The 23,352-nt window shown below is 69.7% G+C and carries 20 protein-coding genes and 2 pseudogenes; 7 read left to right on the top strand and 15 right to left on the bottom strand.

Going from position 1 to position 23,352, the window contains the following annotated elements:
* Positions 1–166: 166 nt before the first annotated feature.
* The 7 genes and pseudogenes from AB0C20_RS24765 to AB0C20_RS24735 all read right to left on the bottom strand — a co-directional run.
* Positions 167–1,312: pseudogene (locus AB0C20_RS24765) on the bottom strand (alpha/beta hydrolase-fold protein); the annotation flags it as partial.
* A gap of 663 nt (positions 1,313–1,975) precedes the next feature.
* The gene (locus AB0C20_RS24760) at positions 1,976–3,493 is read right to left on the bottom strand and encodes an aldehyde dehydrogenase family protein (RefSeq protein ID WP_357568823.1); all 1,518 of its coding nucleotides are present in this window, start codon (positions 3,491–3,493) and stop codon (positions 1,976–1,978) included.
* Positions 3,490–4,698 carry a fumarylacetoacetate hydrolase family protein gene (locus AB0C20_RS24755; protein WP_357177243.1) on the bottom strand — a complete coding sequence of 403 codons (1,209 nt, stop codon included), beginning with the start codon at positions 4,696–4,698 and terminating at the stop codon, positions 3,490–3,492. The genes AB0C20_RS24760 and AB0C20_RS24755 overlap by 4 nt, the downstream gene beginning before the upstream one ends.
* Positions 4,695–5,876, bottom strand: coding sequence for a mandelate racemase/muconate lactonizing enzyme family protein (locus AB0C20_RS24750; RefSeq protein ID WP_357177245.1), 1,182 nt, complete (start codon positions 5,874–5,876; stop codon positions 4,695–4,697). The genes AB0C20_RS24755 and AB0C20_RS24750 overlap by 4 nt, the downstream gene beginning before the upstream one ends.
* Positions 5,877–5,884: 8 nt before the next feature.
* Positions 5,885–6,715 (bottom strand): carbohydrate ABC transporter permease, encoded by an 831-nt coding sequence (locus tag AB0C20_RS24745; RefSeq protein ID WP_091399805.1) that lies wholly within the window; start codon positions 6,713–6,715, stop codon positions 5,885–5,887.
* Positions 6,712–7,665, bottom strand: a complete 954-nt coding sequence (locus tag AB0C20_RS24740) for a sugar ABC transporter permease (RefSeq protein ID WP_357177248.1) — start codon at positions 7,663–7,665, stop codon at positions 6,712–6,714. Before AB0C20_RS24740 ends, AB0C20_RS24745 begins: the two co-directional genes overlap by 4 nt.
* Positions 7,666–7,741: 76 nt before the next feature.
* On the bottom strand, positions 7,742–8,989 hold the full coding sequence (locus AB0C20_RS24735) for a sugar ABC transporter substrate-binding protein (RefSeq protein ID WP_357568822.1): 1,248 nt from the start codon (positions 8,987–8,989) through the stop codon (positions 7,742–7,744).
* A 161-nt stretch (positions 8,990–9,150) separates the two neighbouring features.
* On the opposite strand from AB0C20_RS24735, the gene AB0C20_RS24730 reads away from it, so the two are divergent.
* Positions 9,151–9,942, top strand: a complete 792-nt coding sequence (locus AB0C20_RS24730) for an IclR family transcriptional regulator (protein WP_357177252.1) — start codon at positions 9,151–9,153, stop codon at positions 9,940–9,942.
* A 19-nt stretch (positions 9,943–9,961) separates the two neighbouring features.
* Here the strand turns inward: AB0C20_RS24730 and AB0C20_RS24725 are convergent, their stop codons facing one another.
* Positions 9,962–10,276 (bottom strand): chorismate mutase, encoded by a 315-nt coding sequence (locus tag AB0C20_RS24725; protein ID WP_357177254.1) that lies wholly within the window; start codon positions 10,274–10,276, stop codon positions 9,962–9,964.
* 123 nt (positions 10,277–10,399) lie between these two features.
* Complete coding sequence (locus AB0C20_RS24720; protein ID WP_238684032.1) at positions 10,400–11,017, bottom strand: TetR/AcrR family transcriptional regulator; 618 nt, start codon at positions 11,015–11,017, stop codon at positions 10,400–10,402.
* Between the two features lie 81 nt (positions 11,018–11,098).
* Between AB0C20_RS24720 and AB0C20_RS24715 the strand changes: the two genes are divergently transcribed.
* On the top strand, positions 11,099–11,527 hold the full coding sequence (locus AB0C20_RS24715) for a hypothetical protein (RefSeq protein WP_330437968.1): 429 nt from the start codon (positions 11,099–11,101) through the stop codon (positions 11,525–11,527).
* Between the two features lie 11 nt (positions 11,528–11,538).
* Positions 11,539–11,925: a hypothetical protein gene (locus AB0C20_RS24710; protein ID WP_357177258.1), complete on the top strand. Its 387-nt coding sequence runs from the start codon at positions 11,539–11,541 to the stop codon at positions 11,923–11,925.
* 137 nt (positions 11,926–12,062) lie between these two features.
* Here AB0C20_RS24710 and AB0C20_RS24705 read toward each other — a convergent pair whose 3' ends face one another.
* The 4 genes from AB0C20_RS24705 to AB0C20_RS24690 form a co-directional block, all read right to left on the bottom strand.
* Positions 12,063–12,314: a hypothetical protein gene (locus tag AB0C20_RS24705; protein ID WP_357177260.1), complete on the bottom strand. Its 252-nt coding sequence runs from the start codon at positions 12,312–12,314 to the stop codon at positions 12,063–12,065.
* A gap of 170 nt (positions 12,315–12,484) precedes the next feature.
* Positions 12,485–13,075, bottom strand: a complete 591-nt coding sequence (locus AB0C20_RS24700) for a WHG domain-containing protein (protein WP_357177262.1) — start codon at positions 13,073–13,075, stop codon at positions 12,485–12,487.
* The gene (locus AB0C20_RS24695; protein ID WP_357177264.1) at positions 13,068–13,904 is read right to left on the bottom strand and encodes an alpha/beta hydrolase; all 837 of its coding nucleotides are present in this window, start codon (positions 13,902–13,904) and stop codon (positions 13,068–13,070) included. Before AB0C20_RS24695 ends, AB0C20_RS24700 begins: the two co-directional genes overlap by 8 nt.
* A 76-nt stretch (positions 13,905–13,980) precedes the next feature.
* A complete protein-coding gene (locus tag AB0C20_RS24690; RefSeq protein ID WP_357177267.1) occupies positions 13,981–14,763 on the bottom strand; it encodes a hypothetical protein in 783 nt (260 codons plus the stop codon).
* Positions 14,764–14,816: 53 nt separating this feature from the next.
* On the opposite strand from AB0C20_RS24690, the gene AB0C20_RS24685 reads away from it, so the two are divergent.
* Positions 14,817–15,419 carry a class I SAM-dependent methyltransferase gene (locus tag AB0C20_RS24685; protein WP_357568821.1) on the top strand — a complete coding sequence of 201 codons (603 nt, stop codon included), beginning with the start codon at positions 14,817–14,819 and terminating at the stop codon, positions 15,417–15,419.
* Between the two features lie 94 nt (positions 15,420–15,513).
* Here AB0C20_RS24685 and wrbA read toward each other — a convergent pair whose 3' ends face one another.
* A complete protein-coding gene (gene wrbA, locus AB0C20_RS24680) occupies positions 15,514–16,113 on the bottom strand; it encodes an NAD(P)H:quinone oxidoreductase (protein WP_196923813.1) in 600 nt (199 codons plus the stop codon).
* A gap of 197 nt (positions 16,114–16,310) precedes the next feature.
* Here wrbA and AB0C20_RS24675 point away from each other — a divergent pair, with 197 nt between their 5' ends.
* On the top strand, positions 16,311–19,130 hold the full coding sequence (locus AB0C20_RS24675; protein WP_357568820.1) for a BTAD domain-containing putative transcriptional regulator: 2,820 nt from the start codon (positions 16,311–16,313) through the stop codon (positions 19,128–19,130).
* A 69-nt stretch (positions 19,131–19,199) separates the two neighbouring features.
* On the top strand, positions 19,200–20,768 hold the full coding sequence (locus AB0C20_RS24670; RefSeq protein ID WP_357177272.1) for an alpha/beta hydrolase: 1,569 nt from the start codon (positions 19,200–19,202) through the stop codon (positions 20,766–20,768).
* Between the two features lie 120 nt (positions 20,769–20,888).
* On the opposite strand, the gene AB0C20_RS24665 is transcribed toward AB0C20_RS24670, so the two are convergent.
* Entirely contained in the window at positions 20,889–21,281 is a 393-nt protein-coding gene (locus AB0C20_RS24665; protein WP_357568819.1) for a nuclear transport factor 2 family protein, read from the bottom strand.
* Positions 21,282–21,507: 226 nt separating this feature from the next.
* On the opposite strand from AB0C20_RS24665, the pseudogene AB0C20_RS24660 reads away from it, so the two are divergent.
* Positions 21,508–22,680: pseudogene (locus tag AB0C20_RS24660) on the top strand (alpha/beta hydrolase-fold protein); the annotation flags it as partial.
* Positions 22,681–23,352: the final 672 nt, after the last annotated feature.

Below are 23,352 nucleotides of genomic sequence, written 5' to 3'. Positions count from 1 at the left end.
TCGGCCGTGGTGGTGCTGGCCGCCGGGTGCGGCGGCGGTGGCCCCCAGTCGAGTGGCGACCAGAAGCTGACCGGCGACAAGATCGTGCTGGGCGTACTCGGAGTTGTCGTTGAGCAGGGTTGAAGAGCTTGTCGCCCTGGTAGTGGGCGACCACCGGCGCGCTCAGCGCACCATTGACGGTCTTCTTCAGCCGGGCGACTCCGTGGTGCACCGGGGCCGACCCGAGGTGCGTGTCACCCGCGTAGAAGTCGACGGTGCCGGAGGGTGTCGACGTGCTGGTGCTGACCGTGCCGACCGTCGCGGTGGCGGTGACCTTCGTGTGGTGCGACGGGCTCGCCGGTGACGTGGCGACGTCGAGATCGGTGGTGGTGGCCCGGAACGTCAGGGTGCGCAGGTAGTGGTTCAGCAGCGGACGCCACACGTGCCAGGTGTGCACGCCCGGCACGTTGTACTCGTCCAGCTCGACGCCGGCGGCCCGCAGGGCGGCGGCGTTGCGCTGCGAGTTCTCGGCGATGTTGCCCAGCCGGTCCTGCAGCCCGGTGCCGATCATGATGCCGCCGGCCACCGACTTCATGCTGTCGACCTGGGCCTGGGTGGCGGCCGGGCCGCCCGCGCTCCAGGCCGCGTGGTAGCCGAACAGGTCGGTGTGGTTGTACATGATGGTGTACGCCCGGCTGCCACCTGCGGAGAAGCCGGCGAACGCGCGGTCCTGCGCCCGGGTCGAGACGCGGTAGTTCTGCTCGACGAACGGGAAGATGTTGTTCCGTAGTTCGTTGACGTAGCCCTCGTTGCCACCGGGGAGGCCGTTGAAGTCGGTGGACACGATCACCATGGGCTGCGCCGCACGGTCCTTGATCGCGTTCTCCAGGACGAGGTGGGCCACGCCCTGCATCGTCCAGGCGGTCGAGTGGTCGCCGCTGCCGTGGCTCAGGTAGAGCGTCGGGTACGGCGTGACGCGGTTGGGGTCGTAGCCGTGCGGCAGGTAGACGACGATGTCGTGGACTCCCACCGGGTTTGTCGACAGCGGCGAGGTGTACCGCCGGGACTCCAGCCGGCCGACCCTGGCAACCGGCGCCTGGTAACCGGTGTCGTACGTCGGGAACTTCCGACTGGCCGGGACGTAGATCGTGCTGCGTACCGCGCCGGGCGCTCCCGGGTACTGCGGCTGGATCTGCCACCGGTTGGCGGGGTCGTCGTGCAGGGCACAGCCGGTGGCGAGCTCGTTGGCGCAGTCGTGAGTGAACGCGTACCGGAACGTGCCCGCCGGCAGCGGGGTGGTGAAGGTCCAGACCCCGTCGGGGCCCTTCCGCATGGCCTGGATGTGCCACGGGGTGGCCGCGACGTCGCCGGGTTGCCACTCGGCGGGCGGCCGCGCGTCACCGCAGTCCTGGCAGGCGATGTTCTCCGGTCGGGAGTAGAACCAGTCGCCGTAGACGTGGACCTGCTGAACGTCCTCGGGCGCCCGGTACCGGAAGGTGACTGTGTACCCGGTCGGGGGCTTGTCGGTGCGGGTGACGGTCGGGCCCAGCGGCGCGGGCGGTGCGGCCGAGGCCGCCGGTGCGGCGACCGTTCCGGCCGTCACTGTGACGGCGGCGAGCAGCGCGAGCATCAGCCGGCGTGTCGGCATCGGGGGACGGGGAGGTGCGACGGGCATGGTCCTGCTCCCTCTTCGGCGTGTGGTCAGACCGCACCGAGCGGCCGACCGACCATTCGATGGTGAGGTGAAGGGATACCAGTAACGAGCGATGCAGCTATTGCGAGCGCTAACATCGTTCCCTGTCGAAAACACAACCATGAATTGCATTGACGGTCAAGACGGAAATCGGAGTGGAGAATCGCATCCAAACAATTCGGGCGCGCTTCATCGGCGCCAGGACAACTGGCGCGCGAATTCTCTGTCGGGTCAATGTCGTCAAGGAATTCGCGCGCCAGTCACAGGTGGCCCGAAACGTACCCGGGAGACCGGCGGACGCGATTATTCGACCGCTGGCTGCAACCTCCCGTCGACTCGCCGGGAGATGGCGGTGTACTCGTCGCGCAACTCCTCGGGGAGGACCCAGGCCGGGGCGTCCTGCCACGCCAGCGGGCGGAGGAACCGTCGGATCGACGTCGCGCCCACCGACGTGTGCACGGCGTTCGTCGACGGCCACGGTCCACCGTGGTGCTGGGCCCACGAGACCCGGACACCGGTGGGGTAGCCGTCGAAGACGATGCGACCCGCGCGGGCGGCGAGCACGTCGACCAGTCGGCGTACGACGTCGGCGTCGTCGCCCGGTCCGCTGTGGAGCGAACCGGTCAGCGACGGCGTGACGGCGGCCAGCGCGGCGTCGAGGTCGGCGGCGTCGTCGTAGCGGACCACTACCAAGAGCGGGCCGAAGCACTCGTCGGCGATCTCGGCGGTCAGGCCGGCGAGGCCGACCTCCAGGAGGGTCGGTGCCACTGTGAAGCCCTCGCCGGGTTCGACCTTCGGCCGCGCCGACACCCGGGCGCCGGCCCGCTCGAACTCGGTGGACCGGTTCTCGTACGCGTCCCGGATGCGCTCGTTGAGCAGGACCGTGCCACCCGACGCGTCGACTCTGGCCCGCAGCGCCTCGACCAGGCCGTCACCGCGGGGATCCGACGGAACGAACGCCAGGCCGGGCTTGGTGCACAACTGACCGCCCGAGTTCGTGAAGGAGCCGAACAGCCCCTCGGCGATCTGGTCCGCTCGGGCGGCGGCCGCGTCGGGCAGGACGACGATCGGGTTCACGCTGCTCAGTTCGGCGTACAGGGGGATGGGGTCGGGTCGTTCGTCGATGGCCGCCTGGATGGCACGGGCGGCGTTGACCGAGCCGGTCAGGGCGGCCGCGCGGATCGCCGGGTGACGCACCAGCGCGCGACCGGCCTGCTCCCCGTACACGGTCGCGACGACACCCTCGGGCCCGCCGAGGTCGCGGACTGCCGACTCGATCGCGGCGGCGGAAGCGTGTGAGGTCAGCGGGTGGGACGGGTGAGCCTTCAGGATCGTCGGACACCCGGCGGCGAGCGCGGCGGCCGTGTCACCGCCGGCGACCGAGAAGGCGAACGGGAAGTTGCTGGCCCCGAAGACCGCGACCGGTCCGAGGGGTACCAGCATCCGCCGCAGGTCCGGGCCGGGGCCGAGCGGTGTGTCGGCGGCGTGGTCGATGGTGGCCTCGACGTACGCTCCGTCGCGCAGCACCTCGCCGAACATCCGGAACTGGAGCGCAGCCCGGGTGAGTTCCCCGTCGAGTCGCGCGTGGCTCAGCCCGGTCTCCGCCTCCGCGGCAGCGACCAGATCCACCCGACGGGACTCCAGCGACGCGGCGATCGCGTCCAGCAACTCCGCGCGGCCGAGCCTCCCGCGCGCGGCCAGCCACTGCGCCGCCGGGGACATCTGAGCGGCGATCACCTCCAGCCGAGACTCGTCGGTCTCGGTGAGCTCCGTCGCGCGACGCTGACCGTCGCGCGGATCGACAGTGATGACCACGTTCACAGCAGTCCTCTCCTTACCAGATTGCCCATGAGATCGCGGACGCCGAAGTGCCAGGGCTCGCACTCCTCCGCGTGCCGCACCCGGTTGACCAGGGTGCCGAGCGCCGGGCAGCTGATCCGTACCACGTCGTCGACCTTGTGGGTGAAGCCCTCACCGGGGCGGTCCCGGTCCTGGATGGGCGCGAACATGGTGCCGAGCATCAGGGCGGCGCCGTCGGGATAGTGGTGGTGCGGCCCGATCAGCTGCCGGACCAGCTCCTCGGGATCGCGCGACATCTGGGTCATCTCCGAGACCGCCTCCAGGTGGAAGCCGTCCTCGCCGCGAACCTCCAGGCGCACCTCGAGTTCGCGTACCCGATCCATGCCGAACTGGTCGTCGAAGAGCCGGATCAGGGGGCCGAGGGCGCAGGAGGCGTTGTTGTCCTTGGCCAGGGGAAGCAGGAGCGCCGAGCGGCCCTCGATGTCGCGCAGGTTCACGTCGTTGCCGAGGGTGGCGCCGACGATCCGGCCACTGGACTGGACGATGAGCGTGACCTCGGGTTCCGGGTTGTTCCAGGTCGACGCGGCGAGCACGCCGACCGGAACGGCGGTGCCGACGGCGGAGAGGATCTGTCCCTTGGTGAAGATCTCAGCGTCCGGGCCGATGCCCACCTCCAGGTACTGGCTCCACATGCCCTCGGCGACCAGCATGCTCTTGAGCCGATCCGCCTCCGGCGAGCCGGCCTCCAGGCTGTGCAGGTCGACACCGACGTCGGCGAGCATGCGGTGCCGGATGTCCGCCGCCAGTGCCAGGTCTCCCCGCGCCCGTTCCTCGATCACCCGCTCGATCATGGAGATCGGGAAGGTCACGCCGGCGGCCTTGAGCGCCTGGAGGTCGACCGGGGCGAGCAACCAGGGCCGGCCATGGTCCCGGGTCGCGGCCCCCGTGTTGGCCAGTATCTCCCCGAAGTCGCCCACCCTCGGCCCGTCGAGCCCGGCCACCGTCGCGGCGGGATCGGGCAGTTCGCAGATGTCGCGGACGGTCGGGAACCGGTGGCTGATGTCGATGACCTCGCCGTCGCGGACGGTCACCGGTGAGGGGCCGTCGCCGGACGGGTCCCAGATCCGGCCGATGAGGACGCTGTCGGCATCGTCCGGCAACGCTTCGGCGGCGGTGCCGACCCAGTCCGCGGCCGCGGCCGAACCCCGGGGCCGTGGCAGCGTCATGAGTCGCTCTCCAGGTTGAAGAAGGACCGCTCGTCGCGGGGACGGATGTCGAAGACGGCGTCCTGGAACATCCGCAGCGGGTGCGGTGTGAACGGATGCTGCTCGATCGCTGTGAGATCCACCTCGATGCCCAGGCCGATCCCGGTCGGGATGAGGATGTCGCCGTCGTCGGTCAGCACCAGCCGCTCGTTGGTGATGTCGGGACGCCAGGGCACGTCGGTCGCCATGATCTCCAGGTAGCGGAAGTTGGGCAACGTCGCCCCGAGTTGCAGCGTGGCGGCGGTGCTGAGTGGACCACTCGGGTTGTGCGGCGCGAAGCCCACGTAGCTGGTCGCGGCGAGCGTGGAGATGAAGGCCAGCTCGGCGATCCCGCCGGCGTGCGTCACGTCGGGCTGAACGAAGTCGACAGCCTGGCGGGCCAGCGCCGGCGCGAAGCCCTGCCGCCCGTACCACCGCTCCCCCGCGGCGATCGGCACCGGCGACGCGCGACGGATGTCGACGAGCGCATCGAGGTTGTCCGGCGGGCAGGGCTCCTCGAACCACACCGGGTCGAACTGGGCGATCTCGTTGGCGACCTTGATGGCGTGGCGGACGTCGAAGCGGCCGTGCCCCTCGACGAACAGCTCCACCTCGCGGCCCACCGCCTGGCGGACGGCGTCGATCTGGGCCAGCACCCGGTCCAACTGCGCCGTGGTGATGGTCAGGTCGTAGTTCTCGAACGGGTCCCACTTGAGGCCCCGGAAGCCCGACTCCACAGTCCGGCGCGCGGCGGCCGCGTAGTCCTCCGGCGTGACGGCGCCGGAGAACCAACCATTGGCGTACGCGCGGACCCGGTCGCGGGTCGCGCCGCCGAGAAGCCGGGAGACCGGTACGCCGAGCTCGCGAGCCGAGATGTCCCAGAGGGCCATCTCCAGCGAGCTCAACGCCGTCATGATCACCGGCCCGCCGCGCCAGTACCAGTCCCGTGCGGTCTCGTAGAGGATCTTCGAGATGCTTGTGGGATCCAGGCCCACCACCGCCTCGGCCAGCTCGGCGATGGCTCCCTGGACGGCCCGTTCCTTGCCCTCCAGGGTGGCCTCACCGAGCCCGATGATCCCCGCGTCGGTGTGGACCCGCACGATGACGAGGTTCGTACGGTAGAAGTCGACGACCAGTGTGTCGACAGAGACGATCTTCATCTTTCGGCTCAACCCTTCACCGCACCGGCGGTCATGCCGGACACCACGTACTTCTGCACCAACAGGTAGAAGGCGACGGCGGGCAACGTGAACAGGAAGGCGACAGCCATCACCGTCTGGATCGGTGTACCCAGTTCGCCGATGAAGTTCGCGATGCCGACGGAGGCGGGCTGGAGGTCGGGGTTGAAGATGAACGTCACCGCGAACACGTACTCGTTCCAGGCGTGGAAGAAGGCGATGACAGCGGTCGCCGCGATCGACGGCGCGATGAGCGGCACGTTGATGCGGGTCAGGGTGGTGAAGGGCCGGGCGCCGTCGGCGCGCGCGGCCTCCTCCAGCTCCTTCGGGATTCCGTCGATCGCGCCCTTGAGGATCAGCGCGACGATCGGCAGGACGAAGGCGGAGTTCACCAGGACGAGGCCGGTCAGCGAGTCGAGCAGTTCGAAGCGGCGGAACAGCGCGAACAGCGGGACGACCATGAGCGCCTCGGGAAGCATCTGCGTGAACAGCAGCACAACGGTCAGCACGGCCTTGCCCCAGAACGAGAACCGGGACAGCGCGTAGCCGAGCGGGATGCCCAGGCCGACGGAGAGAACCATCGTGCCGACGGCGATGATCAGGCTGTTGAGCAGCCACCCGGCCGCCTTGCCCTCGGCGAGCGCGTCCACGAAGACCCCGAACTGACCGAGGTCGGGCGTGAGCCGGGGCTGATCGGCGAAGAGGTCGCTGTTGCTGGACAGCGCGGTGACGAACATCCAGTACAGCGGGAACACCGCGACACCCAGCACGACGAGCACGGCGACGATCCGTGCGGTGACACCGAATCGGAAGCGCCTCATCGGACGTCCCCCTTCTCCACGGCACGGGCGACCAGGCGGCTGCCGATGATGACGATGAGCGAGATGACGACGCCGACCATTCCGATGGCCGCCGCCGATCCGAGTTCCTTCGAGTCGAACGCCTGCGAGTAGAGGTCGATGACGAGCGTCTCGGTGGCACCGACCGGTCCCCCCTTGGTCATCAGCCAGATCAGCTCGAACCGCCGCAGCGACCAGATCGTCATCAGCAGTGCCAGCAGGCCCACCGTCGGCTTGATGACCTGCCAGGTGACTGCCCGGAAGGTGGCCCACCGTCCGGCGCCGTCCACTGTCGCGGCCTCGTTCAGGTCCTGCGGGACGGACTGGAGGGCGGAGAGCAGCACCACGGAGGTGAACGGGAACAGCTGCCAGATGGTCGTGGCGAGCACCGCCGGCAGCGCGTAGCGCGAGCTGTCCAGGATGGCCCCACCCGGGACGCCGAGCCCGACCGCGTCGAGGAAGCGGTTCACGATGCCGTACTGCGCGTTGAGCATCCAGGTGGCGATGAGCGCGACAGCGATGCCCGGAGCGGCCCAGGGGACGGTCACCAGCGCCCGTGCCACGCCCCGGCCGCGAAACTTCTTGTTGAGCAGGAGCGCGACGGCGAGCCCGGCGCCGATCGCGACGACCACACAGGTGATCACGTAGACGAAGGTGATCAGCAGGGTGCGGTGGAACTCGGGGTCACCGAAGATCCGGTTGAAGTTGTCGAGCCCGACCCACTCGCTGCGGGTGGGGTTGAGCAGCCTCGTCCTGGTGAAGCTGAGGTACACCTCCTGAACGAGGGGCACCGCCTGGAAGACGAGGATGAACAGGGCGGCGGGGGCCAGGAACAGGTACGGCGTCCACTTGCTACCCAGCGGGCTGGGTCGACGCCGGGGTCGGCCTGGGGTTGGTGTCTTCGGTGCTCCGGTCTGCTCGACCACAGTCATCGGGTTCGGTCCTTCTGGGGGAAGGACGCTGCCGGCGCACGGATCGTTGCGCCGGCAGCGTCGCCGTGTCGAGCGGTCAGCGGACCAGTTCGCTCGCCTGCTGCTGGGCGCGATCCAGTGCCGACTTGAGGTCAGCCTTGCCCTGCAGTGCCGCGACCACGTTCTGCACGACCACCTTGCGGATGTCAGGCGTCTTGGCCTCGAACCCCAGCACGATCTGCGGCAGGCTGGTCTCGGTGAGCCCGTCGAAGACGGGGAGGAACGGGGTCGCCTTGAGCGCCTCCGCGCTGCGCTGCGTGGTGGTGGCGACGCTGCTCGCACCGAGGATCTCCTGCAGCTTCACCTGGTTCTGCGGCTCCAGCGCCCACTTGATGAAGGTGCCGGCCTCGTCCTTGCCCTCGCTCGCCTCGTTGATCACGATCGGTGCGAGGATCGCGCCCTGCTTGCGGACCGGGAACGGGATGGGGGCGACGGTGAAGTTCAGCTTGGCGTTCTGGCCGCGAGTCGCGGTCACGTAGCCGCCGTTGTTGAGCTCCATCCCGACCTTGCCCTCGGCGAACATCCGCCGGAAGGTGGCCGCGTCCGCTCCGCGCGGGATCACGTTGGCGTCGTACAGGTCCTTGAACGCCTGAAGGCCCTTGAGGTTCTCCGGCGAGTTGATCGTCAGGTTCTTCCCGTCGGACCACGCCCCGCCGAAGCCGTAGACGTAGTTGAAGATGTCCTGCCAGACACCGGCCTCCTCGGCCTCCGTCTGGCGGAACGCCAGGCCGAAGACGTCGCCCTTGGTCAGCGACTTCGCGGTGGAGGTGAACTGCTCGTAGGTGGTCGGCGGCGTCGGGATCAGGTCCGCGTTGTAGAACATCGCGTAGTTCGACGCTTCGAAGATGACGCCGTGCCGGACGCCGTCGTGGACCATGAACTGGTCCGGCTGCTTGAGCAGGTCGTACTTGCTGGCGTCGATCACCTTGTCCAGCGGCGCGATGAGGCCGGCGTCGGAGGCCGCCTCGAACTCGGGCATGTCGAAGCGGACCAGGTCGGGGCCCTTGCCGCTGCCCATCTGGGTGAGCACGGTCTGGCCGAAGGTCGGGTACGGCACCGCGGCGGCGGACACCTGGACCTTGGTCTGGCTCTGGTTGAACTCGTCGAGCCACTTGGTCAACAGGGGCCCGCGGCCCGGGTCGCCGAAGGTCGAGGCGGCGAAGGTCAGTTTGGTGACGCCGTCGCCGGAATCACCGTCCGAGCCGCAACCGGTCAGGAGGGTGGCGACCAAACCGAGGGCACATGTCGCCCTGGCGATGCCGAAATGAGCGCGCTTATTACCCATCGTTACTCCACTGTTACGAGTTGGCGTCAAGCCGATGAAATTGCAACGATCGTAGCGTCATGTGCAACGGTGTCAAGTGGCGATTGCGCATCGCGTCATCTATGTTGCATCATGTGCAATGACAGCGACGGCATGTCCGTCGCGCGAGGGGAGACACAGCCTTGGCGCAATCAATCCGCCGCGCGATCGACCTCATCCGTCGATCCGCGGAGCACCCGCTGTCCCTTACGGAGGCTGCGGACGTGCTCGGCGTCCACAAGTCCACAGCCCTGCGCATCCTGCAGACGCTGGAGTCCGCGCGCTTCGTCCGCCGCACCGGCGCGGGCACCTACGTGCTCGGCAGCGGCCTGATCGAGTTGTCCGAGCTCGCGCTCGGCTCGATGGACCTCCGCCAGCCCGCTGCCGCGCACCTGCGTGCGCTGCAACGCGCGACCGGCCACACCGTACACCTGGCGCAACTGACCGGCGACGAGATCATCTATATCGACAAGGTGGACAGCCCGGCCTTCGACGCCGTCAAGCTGCCCTCGCGGGTGGGACGCGCGGTGTCCATCTACGCGAGCGCCGTCGGCAAGACGATCCTGGCCTACCTTCCCCGGCAGGAACGCGACCGCCTTCTCTCCCACGTCGTCTTCGAGAAGTTCACCGACACCACCTTCACCGACCACGACGCCCTGGAAGCCGAACTTGCCCGCATCCACGACTGCGGCTGGGCAGTGGACAACGGCGAGCACGACGCGTACGTGATGTGCGTGGCCGCGCCGATCAGGGATTCGAGGGGACAGGTCATCGCCGCCGCCTCGATCACGGCGATCGAGGTCATCGCAAGCCTCGACCAGCTCAAGAGCAACCTTCCGCTGCTCCTGGAGACCGCCGACAAAATTTCGTACGAGCTCGGCTACGCGCCGCCCGCACTGTCGATCCCGGACGGTGAGAGCCGCTCCGCGACCTAAGCGCGCGCGTAGCGGGCAATCACCGCGTTGTCGGCGCCGACCCGCCGGTGACGCGGTGGTGCTCGTCGGTCTCCATGTCGATGAAGGCCTGGATCATGCCCCGGTAGATCTTCTCGATCAGATCCGGGTCGGCGCCGGCCTCGCTGGCCAACGTGCGGACGCGGGCCACCACCTGCGCCACCCGGTCCGGCGCACGGACCGCCTGAGCATCGCTCTTGAGCGGGGCGGCCTGCCGGACCAGTGCCTCCCGCCTGGCGAGCAGCCCAACCAGTTCTCGATCCAACTCGTCGATCCGCGCACGGATCTCGGTCAACGTCGCCGCAGTCTCTGCCACGCCGGAGATCGTCGCACGACGCCGACACGATCAGGCGACCCGTTCGCCCGCCCGTCCTCGGCGGCTCGACAGGGCGGCACGGGCACCGTCGACTTCCTGCTCGCGGACGCCTGAGCCGTTCACTCAGCGCAGCAGCGCCATCCGGTCGATGATGGAGTCGAGCAGCCCCGGCGGCCACGGGAACAACGGCGCCGCCACCTGGAGCTGGGCGAATCCGTGCAGCCCGACCCAGAGGGCCGTCGCGTCGGCGAAGAGGTCCGCGCTGGTCGATCGTTCCGCCGCGACGCAGTCGGCGAGCGTACGCCGGAAGACCTCGAAGGCTCCCATGCCGAGCACGGCGAGCTCGTCCGCCATGGCCGGGGCCCGCTCAAGCGCCTGCCCCGCATCCCAGACGGCACCGAACATCACCCGGTACTGATGGGGCCGGCGTTCGGCGAAGGTCAGGTAGGCCACGCAGATCGCGCGCAGGCGCTCGACCGGATCCGCGTCATCCAGTGCGCCCAACTCCTGCTCGAGGATGCCGAACGCGCGTTGCGCGACAGCGAGCAGGATCGAATCCAGGTCCGGAAAGTGCGGATAGATCGACGGTGCGGAAATGCCGGCCCGCCGGGCGACCCCCCGCAGGGTCACGTTCTGCGGCGGGTCGTCCTCCAGAAGCGCCATGGCGGCGTCGAGGATCTCGTCGCGCAGCTGGGCACCTTCGCCGCGCTTGTTGCGGGCCCGCGTTCTCGGTGTGGTCACACTCTGACTTTACAGGCGTTAGGCGAGGGCGTAAGTTAACGACTGTAAGTTCACAGGCGTTATCTAAGGATGGAGCCTCTCATGACCACCGCTACCGCTACCCGAATCGACACCGCCGGCCCCGCGCACCGCGCGGACCTCGTCGGCCGTGGGCTGGCGGCCCTCGCATCCCTCGCCACCGGCGTCGCGTTCGTCAACGGCGTACTACTGACACTCAACGCCGGCGACGATCGCCTGTTCATCGAAGGCTGGCGAGTCTCCAGCTTCGGCATCTTCGCCGCGCTCTTCGCCCTGCTCGCGGTCAGGCCCCGACAAGCGGCCGGTGTCTGGGAGATCGTTCTCGTCGGCAAGGCCGCGCTCGTCGTGTTCGGCGCGCTGATCGGAGACGTCCCCGAGGCACGCCTGTCGGCCATCATCGACTTCGGGCTCGTCGCCGTCGTCGCGGCCGCCTACCTGCTGTGCCGTGGCTGGTTGGCGTGGCGTCCCTCGACCACCAACCCGACCCGATGACGGAGACGACAATGCCCCCCATCTCGCCTTCCCGGCGCGTCGACCGTACCGTCATCATCTCGATCTGGACGGTCCCGGTCCTGGTCGTCGGCCAGTTCGCCATGCTGGCCATCGTCCCGGTCGTCCTTGCGCTGACCGTCAGCCTGCGGCACGCCCACCTACACGGACTACGCCGCTGGACGGTAGCGCTCGCCACCGCCTACGCCGTCCCGCTGATCCTCTGGGCCATCGGGCCCGACCGCGCCCCGAGCCTGTCCAAGGACATGCACCCGGTCTTCGCCGCACTCATCGTCGTGGCCGCGCTGGCCGCGGCAACTGCCTTCCACCTCGGCCGTCGTCGACCGAGCAGACCCGACGGCTCGTCGAGCGAGCAGCAGCACTTCCGACCCGCGCCGTGACCGATCCGCCTCTCCCCCGCCTGCACGGAAGCCTTGGATCGCCCGTCGCCGTCATCGGACGGCGACGGGCGACCCGAGCGCTCAGTACCGAGGGAGCGGACCCCACTGATTGACGGGGTCGTCCAAGGAGTGGCGGGTCAGCGGAGCGGCAGGGTGGCCAGCGCGAGGTTGGGGTCGATGCCGGTGCTGTACGCGGCACTGAGCACGTAGACGGTGCGGCCACGCACAGCCACCGAGGTCGGGTTCTGCAACCTGTCGGCGGCGGTCATCAACGTTCGGGAACGGCCGGCCGCGTCGACGCCCACCACAGTGTTCGGTCCGTTCAGCGTCGCGATGACCTGGTGGTCACCGACGAAGGCGAAGTCGCTGTCGAACCCGGCGCCGCTCACCGTACGTCGGCACGCCGGTGTCCTCCGGCCGCAGCTGGGAGCGCCGGGCCTGGAGGAAGTCGCCGAGCTGTCCTCTCGCGTTCATGGCTCGAAGTATTGCGAGCCCTGCCGACCCCAGCCACTCCCTGCCAGGGGTAGGCACCGCAGGCGACCGGTACCGGTCCAGGCGATCAGCGGGCGGCGTCGCTGCCGCTGGCGGCGCCGGCGCGAAGGCCCTGATCGATGAAGTTGATCAACCAGGTGAAGCTCTCGTCGACGGACGCGTCGATCTGGAAGCCACCGGCCGCCTCCAGGGTGGCGAAACCGTGCAGGACGCTGCGCAGCGTCCGCATGGCGTGGATCTCCTGGCCGGGATCCAGGCCGTACCCGCTCAGCATGGCCGCCCAGGAGGCGAGCACCCGTTCGCTGGCCGGGATGAACGGGTCGTCGGGGCCGGTCGGGCGGGTGGCGTTGGCGGCTGCGTATCGGCCCGGGTGTTCCCGCACGTACGCCCGCATCGCCTGCGCGCCAGCGGCGAGGGCATCGCTGCCGGACCGGCCCTGAATGCCGTCGCGGATGGCATCGCCGGCCTCGGTCATGGCCAGGACGGCGATCCGGTGCGCCAGCTCGGCCTGGCTGGTGACGTGCTTGTAGAGCGAGGGGGTCTTGACCCCGAGCCGTTCGGCGAGCAGACCCATGCTGAGGTTGTCGAAGCCGACCTCGTCGACCAACGCGGCCGCGGCCTCGGTGACCGATGCCGGGGTGAGCCGGGCCTTAGGCATTGGTCAGCGTCCGGGCGAGGAAGGGCAGGGCCAGGGCGAGGACCTCGTCGGGCGTCTGGGCGTGCGGGTAGTGGCCCGCCCCCTCGATGACAGCCAGCTCGCCGAGCCCTCGCGGCAGGTCGGCGAGGATGCGCTCGCCCTCGGCCCGCGGGTCGGCCCAGTCCGGGTCGGCGCTGCCATGGATCACCAGGACCGGGCAGGTGACGTTGGGCAGTTGCCGACCGGCGTCGTCCGGGCTGCTCTTGGCCATGGCCTGGAGGACCTTCATCCGGCCGGGCTCACTCATCGTGGCTTCGATGCGCGTCAGCTCGCTGTGCCAGTCGGCGGGCTTGGTGGGGTAGGCCAGGTCGAGGTACTTGCGCCAGTTCGCCAGGCTTCCGCGCAGGAGGACCTGCGCCAGTTGGGTGAAGCCGGCCCGGAAGCGCTTCACCCGCACCAACCCGCCAAGGTCGAAGGACTGCGCGCGGGTGAACGGCGCCAGCTCGATGGCGCCGACGATCAGCTCGGGCGCGGTGGCGGCCGCGATGGTCGCGGCACCCCCGCTGATCGACTGGCCCATGATCACGGCCGGCCCGCCGAGGTGGCGCACGACGGCGACGAGATCACCAGCGATGTCGGTGCGGCTGTAGCCGTCCCAGCCGAGGCTGGAGTCGCCGCAGCCACGGATGTCGACGTTGGCGACCCGGTATCCGGCCGCGGCCAGGGCCGGGGCGACGAAGCGGTAGGAGTGCCGGGTGTCGCCCATGCCGTGCGCCAGGACGACCAGTGGGCCCTGCCCGGTGACCTCGTAGGCGATGGTGTTGCCGGCAATATCCAGGTATTCGGTCATGACGTCCTCCACTGAAGCTAACGTGATTAGCTAAAGGCTAACCGCGTTAGCCTGAGAAGGCAAACGCCGGTCCCCGCTACTTCCCTCCGCCCATGCCGAGCTGGGGATAGAGGGCGTCGGGGGCGGCGACCACTCCGGCCGGCCGAGCGACAGTGACTGTCGTACCGAAGTCGCTGTAGCGCAGCGACGCGTTCGGCAGCCCGCTGGCCTCCGGCATCAGGAAGCTGACCAGCCGACCCTCGGTGTCCAGCGATGCCCGGAACGCGTGGCTGCGCGCGCTGTCCGGGAAGACGGCACCGGGACCGGGGCGGAAGCTGATCCCGTTACCGGCGCCAATCCGGGTCGCGTCGAGTGTCCCCGAGATCTGCGGGCCGTCAGCTCGTGCGGTGACGATGGCGTCGATCAGGCGGCCCGAGCCGCCGGAGTCGTTCCTGCCCGGCGCGAAGCTCAGGCCGAAGTCCGACGGCATCCGGGCCGGGTCGAGGGCCATCCACCCGTCGCCGACACCGGGCATGGGTAGACCGGTCTTCATGTAGACCTCGTCGTCGATCATCCGGATCTCGATGACCCCACCCGGCGCCGAAATCTTGGCGTTCAGACGCTTGTGGACGTTGTCGGTGTGCGACAGCGTCGTGATCTGGCTGGCGATGTCGACGTCGCTGCGATAACTCGTCTGATTGACGAACGCCGTGCCCCCACGCAGCAGACCGATCGCCTCAGCCGTCGTGGTGGCGTCAGCACTGGCGGCCGACATCGGGGCGGATGCAGTTTTGGCTTCGTTCTCGGTCGGCGCGCCAACCGAGCAACCCAGCAGGAGCAGGCCCGCAGAAATGCCGGCCAGTGTGGCTCGACGCGTCATGGCCATCACGGTAGGCCGCCTCAGCAAGGTCTGGTGCCCCATATAGTGCCGCGATGGAAACGGACACTGTACGGCAGGCTTACGGGTCCGTCGCGGAGCTCTACATCGAGCTGTTCGGCACGGGCCAGCAGGTGGACACCGACGACCTCGCCCTGATCAGACGACATCTGGGCAGCCGACCCGGCCGGGTGCTCGATCTGGGGTGCGGGCCCGGCCACCTCACCGCCTACCTTTGTGAGCTGGGCGTCGACGCAACGGGAATCGACCTGGTCCCCGAGTTCATCGCGCATGCGCGCGCGTCCCACCCGGGCGTCGAGTTTCACATCGGTTCGATGGAACGCCTGGACGCCGCCGAGGACTCCATCGACGGCATCCTGGCCTGGTACTCGTTGATTCATCTTCCGCCGCCGGAGGTCGACGACATGCTCAAGGAGTTCCGGCGCGTGCTGGTCCCGGCCGGGCGACTGGTCCTGGGCGTCTTCGACGCCGACGAGGTCGGCGCCTTCGATCACAAGGTCCTGACCGCCTACCGCTGGCCGGTCGACGAGATCTCCGAACGACTCGGCCGGGCCGGTTTCCGGGAGGTCGAACGCCTCCGGCGGCCCGGCACCGACGAGCATCGGCCGCTTGCCGCCATCGCGGCGATCGCGGTCTGAGGACGCCGAGGGCCGGCCTCCCGTCGTGGGAGACCGGCCCTCGCCCAACTGAGCACCCGCGGCGACGCGGGCGTCCGTTGCGGCGCCAGCGCGATCAGGCGCTGAGCTTGCCGGCGATCTTGACGACCCGCTCGGCCATGTGGTCGAGGGCAGCGAACTGGGCGTCGCCCAGCGGGGCGTCGTTGCTCCCGCCGGTGACGTGCGAGACGCCGTACGGGTTGCCGTCGGCGAACTTCAGCGGGTCGGTGTAGCCCGGGGCGACGACCAGACCACCGAAGTGGTGAACGGTGTTGTAGAGCGCCAGCAGGGTCGACTCCTGACCGCCGTGCGCGGTCATGGATGCGGTGAAGCCGGCGTACACCTTGTCGGCGAGCAGGCCCTGCGCCCACTGCGGGCCGAGGGTGTCGATGAACTGCTTGAGCTGGCTGGCCACGTTGCCGTAACGGGTGGGCGTGCCGAACAGCACCGCGTCCGCCCAGACGACGTCGTCGGCGGTCGCCTTCGGCTCGTTCTTCGTGGCGTCGAAGTGCTGGCTCCAGGCGGCGTTGGAGGCGATCGCCTCGGCCGGGGCGAGCTCCGGAACCTGACGCAGCCGCACCTCGGCGCCCGCCTTCTCGCCGGCCTCGGCGAGACGCTTGGCCATGGCGTGGAGGGTTCCGGTGGACGAGTAGTAGATGACGGAGAGCTTGGTCATCGGAGGCATCCTTCCCAAAGTAGTTGCCGCTGATAAATTTGCGGCCGCAACAATCTCGACTGTAGCAGCCGCCCCTGCGGCACCCCAACGTCCTGACCATGCCCACCTGCGTGACGGAGCACACCACTCGACAGACGGGGCGGACCGCGGCCGTCCAGCCGATGAGACGGAATGATTCGGGCCCCTACGATGAGGCGATGGACCCCGCGGGGGCGCCACCGGCGGCGCGGTACCAACTGCTCGGGCCGGTCGAGGTGCGGTCGGCCTGCGGGGAACGGCTGGCCCTCGGCACGCCGATGCGGGTGCGACTCCTGGCCGTACTGATGTCGCAGCCGGGCGCCGGGTGGTCCATCGACCAACTCGTCGACGAGCTGTGGCAGGGACGCCCACCGAAGACGGCAGCCGGCAACGTGAAGACCTATGTCTGGGCGTTGCGCCGGGCGCTGCGCGCCCCGGGCTTCCCCGACCCCGCCATCCTCGCCGGGCCCACCGGCTACCGCCTCGCCCTGGACGGGCTGACAGTGGACAGCGTGGCCTTCGACGACCTGGCCCAGCGCGGGTATTCCGCGCTGCGGCACTGTCACTGGTCAGCCGCCCAGGAGTCGTTCGAGGCCGCGTTGGCGCTCTGGCGTGGGGAGCCGTTCGCGGGCCTTCCCGGCTGGGGGGTGTTGCTCTCCGTCCGAGCGCGGCTCCAGGAGCAGCGGTCGAGCCTGGCGGAGGAGGTCGCGGACCTCCAGTTGCGCGCCGGGCGGCATCACGAGCTGATCGAACCGCTGCGGAGCCAGGTCGACGACGATCCGCTGCGCGAGCGCCCCTGGGGGCAACTGATGGTGGCCCTGGCGCGGACCGGCCGGCGTGCCGACGCGCTGGCGACGTACCGGCAGCTCCGCCAGCTCCTCGCCGAGGAGGTGGGAGTCGAGCCCGGTCCCGATCTCCAACACCTGCACGGCCGCATCCTGCGGGCGGAGCGGGAGCTGTTGACACCCGATCCGCAGCCACCGGAAAGAATCCCGCAGCGAATCGTCCCCCGGCAGCTGCCGGGCCCACCGACGTCGTTCACCGGTCGGGTCGCGGAGCTGGCCCGGCTCACCACGCTACTGCTCGGTGACTGCAACACCGTCGTCATCACCGGTACGGGCGGCGTCGGGAAGAGCTGGCTGGCGCTGCGCTGGGCGCACGACAACCTGCATCACTTCCCCGACGGGCAGCTCCACGTCGACCTGTGCGGATTCGGCACCGCGACGCACGAGGCGTCACCCTCCGCCGTCGTCGTACGCTCGCTTCTGCCCGCCCTGGGTGTGAAACCCCTGGAGATCCCGGCGGAGCCGGCGGCCCAGTTCGCCCTGTACCGCAGCCTGACCGCAGACCGGCGGCTGCTCGTGCTGCTCGACAACGCCCGCGACGCGGAACAGGTGCGGCCGCTTCTTCCGGGGTCGACAGGCTGCGGTGTGCTCGTGACGAGTCGCCACACCCTGCCCGGTCTGGTCGCCACCGATGGTGCCCACCCTCTCGCGCTGGACCTGCCCAGCGACGACGAGGCGCGCCAACTGCTCGTCCGCCGACTGGGTTCGCAGCGGGCCGCCGCCCAGCCGGCAGCGGTGGACGAGCTGATCAGACGTACCGCGCGGTTGCCCCTGGCCCTGTCCATCGTGGCCGCGCGAGCCTCCGCCCGGCCCACGTTTCCGCTCCAGGCCATCGCCGACGATCTGGCGGCGAGCCGGGGCGGGCTCGCCGCCCTGGCCACCGACGATGCCGCCACCGACGTGCGCACCGTGCTCTCCTGGTCGTACCGATTGCTCAGCGTGGACGCGGCCCGACTGTTCCGGCAGATCAGCCTGCACCCCGCCCCGGACGTCAGCGCGGCGGCGGCGGCCAGCCTCGCCGGGGCCCCACCGCACCTGATTCGGCCGGCGCTCGACGAGTTGACCCGGGCGAACCTGCTGGCCGAACCGTCCCCCAACCGCTTCCGCTGTCACGATCTGCTCCGCGCCTACGGGGAGGAGCTGACGCGAACACTCGATCGTCCGGCCGACCGTAGCGCCGTCCGCAGGCGCGTGCTGGACCACTACCTGTGTGTCGCCCGGGACGCGGCGAGGCTTGTCGATCCCGGCTGGCAGCCGCTCGCTCCGCCGCCCCTGCCCGCCGACGCGTCACCGTCGGCGTTCGCCGACCACCGGGCCGCGCTGGCCTGGTTCACCATCGAAGCGCGGGTGCTGCTGGCCGCCGTCGACGACGCGGTAGCGCACAGCTTCGACGCCCACGCCGGGCAGCTCGCCCAGGCCCTCACTCCCCTGCTCGGCCGGCTCTCGCAGTGGCACGACCTGGCCACCGTGCAGGCCATCGCGGTCTCTGTGGCGCAGCGCCGCGGTGACCCACGGGCCGAGGCGGTGGCCCACCGGGACCTCGCGCTGGCCCACATCCAGCACCGCCGGTTCGGTGCGGCCCACCATCACCTCCGGCACGCGATGGCCCGGTACGACCAGGCCGGCGACCGCCCGGGGCAGGCCAGCGCCCACCTGCACCTCGCCTGGCTGTCCGACATCGAGGGCGATGCCGGGGCGGCACTGCCGCACGCCAGGCGGGCGCTGGCGCTGGCCAGCAGCACCGACGACCGGCTCGGCGAGGCGGCGGCGCTCAACGCCATCGGCTGGAGCCACGCGCGGCTGGACGAGCACGCTCGCGCCATCACCTATTGCCAGCAGGCGCTCGCGCTCTATGAGGAGGCCGAGGACCGGCTCGGTGCGGCAAACACCTGGGACAGTCTCGGGTTCGCCCATCACGGCCTCGGGAAACACCAGACCGCGGCGGACTGCTACCGGCGCGCGCTCACGCTCTATTCCGATGTCCAGGACCCGTGCGGAAGGGCGGACACGCTCGTCCGCCTCGGCGACATTCATCAGACGGTGGGCGACCACGACACCTCGGTCGACCTGTGGCGGCAGGCGTTGGCGATCCTCGACCGCGTCGGTCATCCACAGGCCGCGGTGCTGTCCGAACGACTGGCCGCGTACCGATGAAATCCCCGCGCCGGCCGTCCCCGGACCGGCATGGATCCGACGTGGACCGGGCGTCGGCAGGCTGGACGAATGTTGACCACGAAGAGAATCACCTTCCGGCATCCCCGCGGGGTTGACCGTCGACGACGGCGGGTCCTTGGCAGCCTCTCGGCCGTCGTCGCGGTCCTCGTCGCCCTCTCGCTCAACGCCCCACCGTCGCTGGCGGGCACCACGCCATCCGACGCCGATGGCACCGGGCCGGCCACCGTGGACACCACCGGCGGTTGGAACGGTCGGATCGACTGGCAGGCGTGCCCGGAACGGCCCGACGATCCGGGCACGCGGTGCGGCACCCTGCGCCTGCCTGTCGACTGGGCCCGGCCGGGAGGGGAAACCTTCCCACTGGCGCTGGCCCGGCGCACCGCCACCGACCCGGCCGCCCGCATCGGTGCTCTGGTCTTCAACCCCGGCGGTCCGGGCCTGTCCGGGGTGGACGTGGCACTGACGGCCGACAGCCAGCTCGGGCCGGACGTGCTGCGCCGCTTCGACATCATCGGCTTCGACCCCCGGGGCACTGTCCGAAGCGCGCCGGTGCGCTGCTCATCGGCGCTGCTGGCCCGGCACCCCTCCCTGACACCCGCCAACACGGCGGAGTTCGAGCGGCTCCGCACCTACAACCGCCAGCTGCGCGACGACTGCCGCGCTCAGAGTGGCCCACTGTTCGACCACCTGGACAGTGTGAGCGTCGCGCGTGACACGGACGCCATCCGGGCCGCACTCGGTGAGCGGCAGCTGAGCTTCTATCAGTGGTCCTACGGCACACTGATCGGGCAGTCCTACGCCGAACTGTTTCCCGACCGTGTCCGCGCCCTGGCCATGGACAGCGTGATGGACCACAGCCAGGGGGTCCGGGAATACTTCCGCAGCGGTGCGGCCAGTAACGAGGCGCTGTTCCACGAATTCGTGACCTGGTGCGAGCGGACCTCTGGTTGTGCCCTGCACGGACGTGACGTGCCGGCGCTCTACGACCGTCTGATGCGCCGTGCCGATGCCGGCACGCTTGTCGACGCGGCCACCGGCACCCCGCTGACCTGGTTCGAGCTTGGGTTCGCGACAGTCGTCAACTTCTTCGACGCGACCTGGGCCGACCTCGCGAACATGCTGCTCGCGCTGGAGCGGGGCGAGCCCGCCGCACTCGCGTCCCCGATGGTGCCGGTCGACGGCGACAAGGACCTGACCGAGTACGCGCTTCCGGCGTTTTGCCAGGACTGGTCGCTGCCGGTCGACGGGTTCGCCGACTGGAACCGGTATCTCAGCCTGTCCCGCGCCACGGCACCGCACCTGCGGGCCTCCCCGTTGGCCGTCCGCTTCGCCGCGATCTGCCTGGGCTGGACGGCGAACAACCCACAACATCGGCTGCGGGTCCGGACGAGCGCGCCGCTGCTGGTGCTCAACGGGCGGTACGACCCGGCCACCCCGTACGACGGGGCCCAGCGGGTGGTGCGCCAGCTCGGCAGTCGGGGCCACCTCGTCACCTACGAGGGGTCGGGCCACGCCAGCTACCCACGGACCGAGTGCACCCGTCGTCAGGTGGAGCGGTACCTCATCACCAGAACCACACCGCCGGTCGGCGCGAGCTGCCCGGCGGCCCCGGTCTGACGGGTCGACGTCGTCACGGTGACGCCCCAGCTCACTGTAGGTAGTGCGATCGGTCCGACGGCGCGTCGGTCAGGTCTCCTACCCCGGTGGCTGGGGCGTCGCCGCCGCAACCATTGCGGGTCAGGAGCCGTCGGGCGGGTCGGCGGGCTGCTGTCCCGGCCAGAACGGCCACTCCTCGAACGAGCGGCACCGTCCGTCGTCGGCGAACCGCATGACCCACAGGTCGCGGTACTCCTGCTCGACCGGGTCGCCGTAGCGGACCTCCTGGCGCGACACGGCGGTGTCGCCCTCGACCGCGACGATCTCCGTGCTCAACTGGAACACCTCGTCGGGGCCCTTGCGCTGCTTCTCCCACATCCGGGCGATGGCCGGCAGGCCGACGACGGGCGTCCAGTACGGCCCCTGCTGGTAGCTCGCGTCCTCGGTGAAGAGCGTGACCAGCGCGTCAGTGCCCGGGGTCCGCCAGAGTCGCTCGTAGGTGGCTAGCCAATCCTCGACGTGCTTCCTGTCCATGGCCCTCACCTTGCCATCCGAGCGCCGGTCAGCTGGGAGAACCCGCAGGCCGCAGGTGGTGCACCCATCGAGGCGCTGGCCGGCCTCGGCTCCGGACACCCTTGACATCGAAAGGTGTAGCCAGCGAGACTCCCGATGCTAATTCGATTTAGCGACTATCGAAGCCCTCAACTCCCCGCACCGGACCAGACCGCGACGAGCGACCACCACAAAGGAGTCTTCGCGCATGAGGGAAACGACCGGAAGACGCAGGCTCCGGCTTGCGATCTCGATTCTCGCGCTCACGGCACTCGGAGCGGGGGCCGTCGTCCCCACGCCGGCTGCCGCCGCCGGCAGGCCCGCGCCCGCGCCCGGTGCGACGGTCAAGGCGGACCGCACCTCACCGACCGGACATACCGTCACCTTCGTCTACCGCAATCCCCACGCCACCCAGGTCCGCCTCGCCGGAGACCTGACCCTGCTCGACGTCAACACCGGCACCACGCGCTACCAGCCGGAAGAGTGGCAACCGGGGCGCTACCACGCGGGTGGCACCGAGTTCCTCCGGGACATGACCAGGGACCCGAAGGGGAACTGGTCGGTCTCGGTCCCGCTGCACGCCGGAGGTCTCAGTTACTGGTACCGGGTCTGGGACCCGACCCAGGGCTGGGAGAACAAGCGCATCTGGGACCCCGCCTCGACGAACCCTCGACCTCCGGGCGAGTCCTCGTTCCGGGTCCGGAACAACGACGTGCTCGATGTCGTGCACGTGCCGTACGCCAGGAAGCAGAACGACCCGGTGCTGAAGGCGCGTGCGGACTACGAGTTGCCGGTGGCCGACCGCGCGAAGCGAGGAACCGTCAGGTACGTCCCGTACACCACGATCCTGGGCGACAGCGGCCACCACCTCGGCGTCTACCTGCCGGCCACCTACGACGCCAACCGGGCGCAGCCATACAAGGTCGCGTATCTCGCCCACGGCATCTTCGGCGACGAGACCGACTTCATGGTCCCCGCGAACGTCCCGAACATCCTGGACAACATGACGGCCAGGGGTGAGATCGAGCCGACAGTGGTCGTGACCATGGGCAACCACTTCACGGGCACCAGCCTCGGCTTCGGGTCCTACAACCAGACCAACGCGGCCAACAACCTGGTCCGGACGATCCTTCCTCTCATCGAGGGCAGCTACAACGTCTCGACCGAGCGCTCCGGGCGCGCCTACGCCGGGTTCTCGTACGGTGGGATGACCGGCGGTGTCGTCATCAAGAACTTCCCGACCACCTTCGGGTTCTACGGACACTTCTCCGGCAATCCATCGCTCACCACCCAGGACTACGACACCATCGCGAGCGCGGTCGGGGACGACGACCTCTCCGTCTTCCTCGGCAATGGCATCTTCGAAGGCAACCTCAACGCCCAGAACGCCATCGCGGACAACTTCCGGGCCCGGGGATACGCCGCCGCGACGACCCAGGTCCCCGGCGCGCACGACGGAATGACGGCGGGCCAACTGTTCACGATCTTCGCCCGGGACCACCTGTGGTCGGGGGTCGACTCCGTGTCGGTGACGCCCGCGACGGTCAACCTGACGAAGGGCTGGAACTGGACCAGGCAGTTCACCGCCCAGGTGACGACCAACGAGGGTGTGAGCCCGGCGGTGACGTGGTCGGTCCAGGGAGCGACCTCCACCGGCACCAGCATCTCCGCGGAGGGTCTGCTCTCGGTCGCCGCCGCGGAGACCGCGTCGTCGCTCACCGTCGTGGCGACGTCGGTGGTCGATCCGGCCACGTCACGCTCGTCCCGGGTCACCCTGACGCCTGCGGGCCCGGCCCGGGTCGCGGTGAAGGCGAAGGCCACGCCGGCCTCGGTCGTCAGCGGTGGCACGTTCACGCTGACCGTCGACGTACGGGCTCAGTCTCCGCACCGCAAGGCTCCGAAGGTGACCGGCGAGGTCGCCGTCACCTTCGGCGGCACCCCCCGGGTGGTGCCGCTCCGGGACGGCCCGGGCCAGCAGGTCGGTCAGCGCCACCGCGCCGGTGAGTTCGTAGCGGGCGTTCTTGCGCAGGCAGTTGGTGATGCGCACGTGCAG

This window comes from Micromonospora sp. NPDC048843, from assembly GCF_040649965.1.
Taxonomy (GTDB): Bacteria; Actinomycetota; Actinomycetes; order Mycobacteriales; family Micromonosporaceae; genus Micromonospora; species Micromonospora hortensis.
Note: the sequence above shows the minus strand (reverse complement) of the source record. Positions and strands in the feature narration are given on the sequence as shown.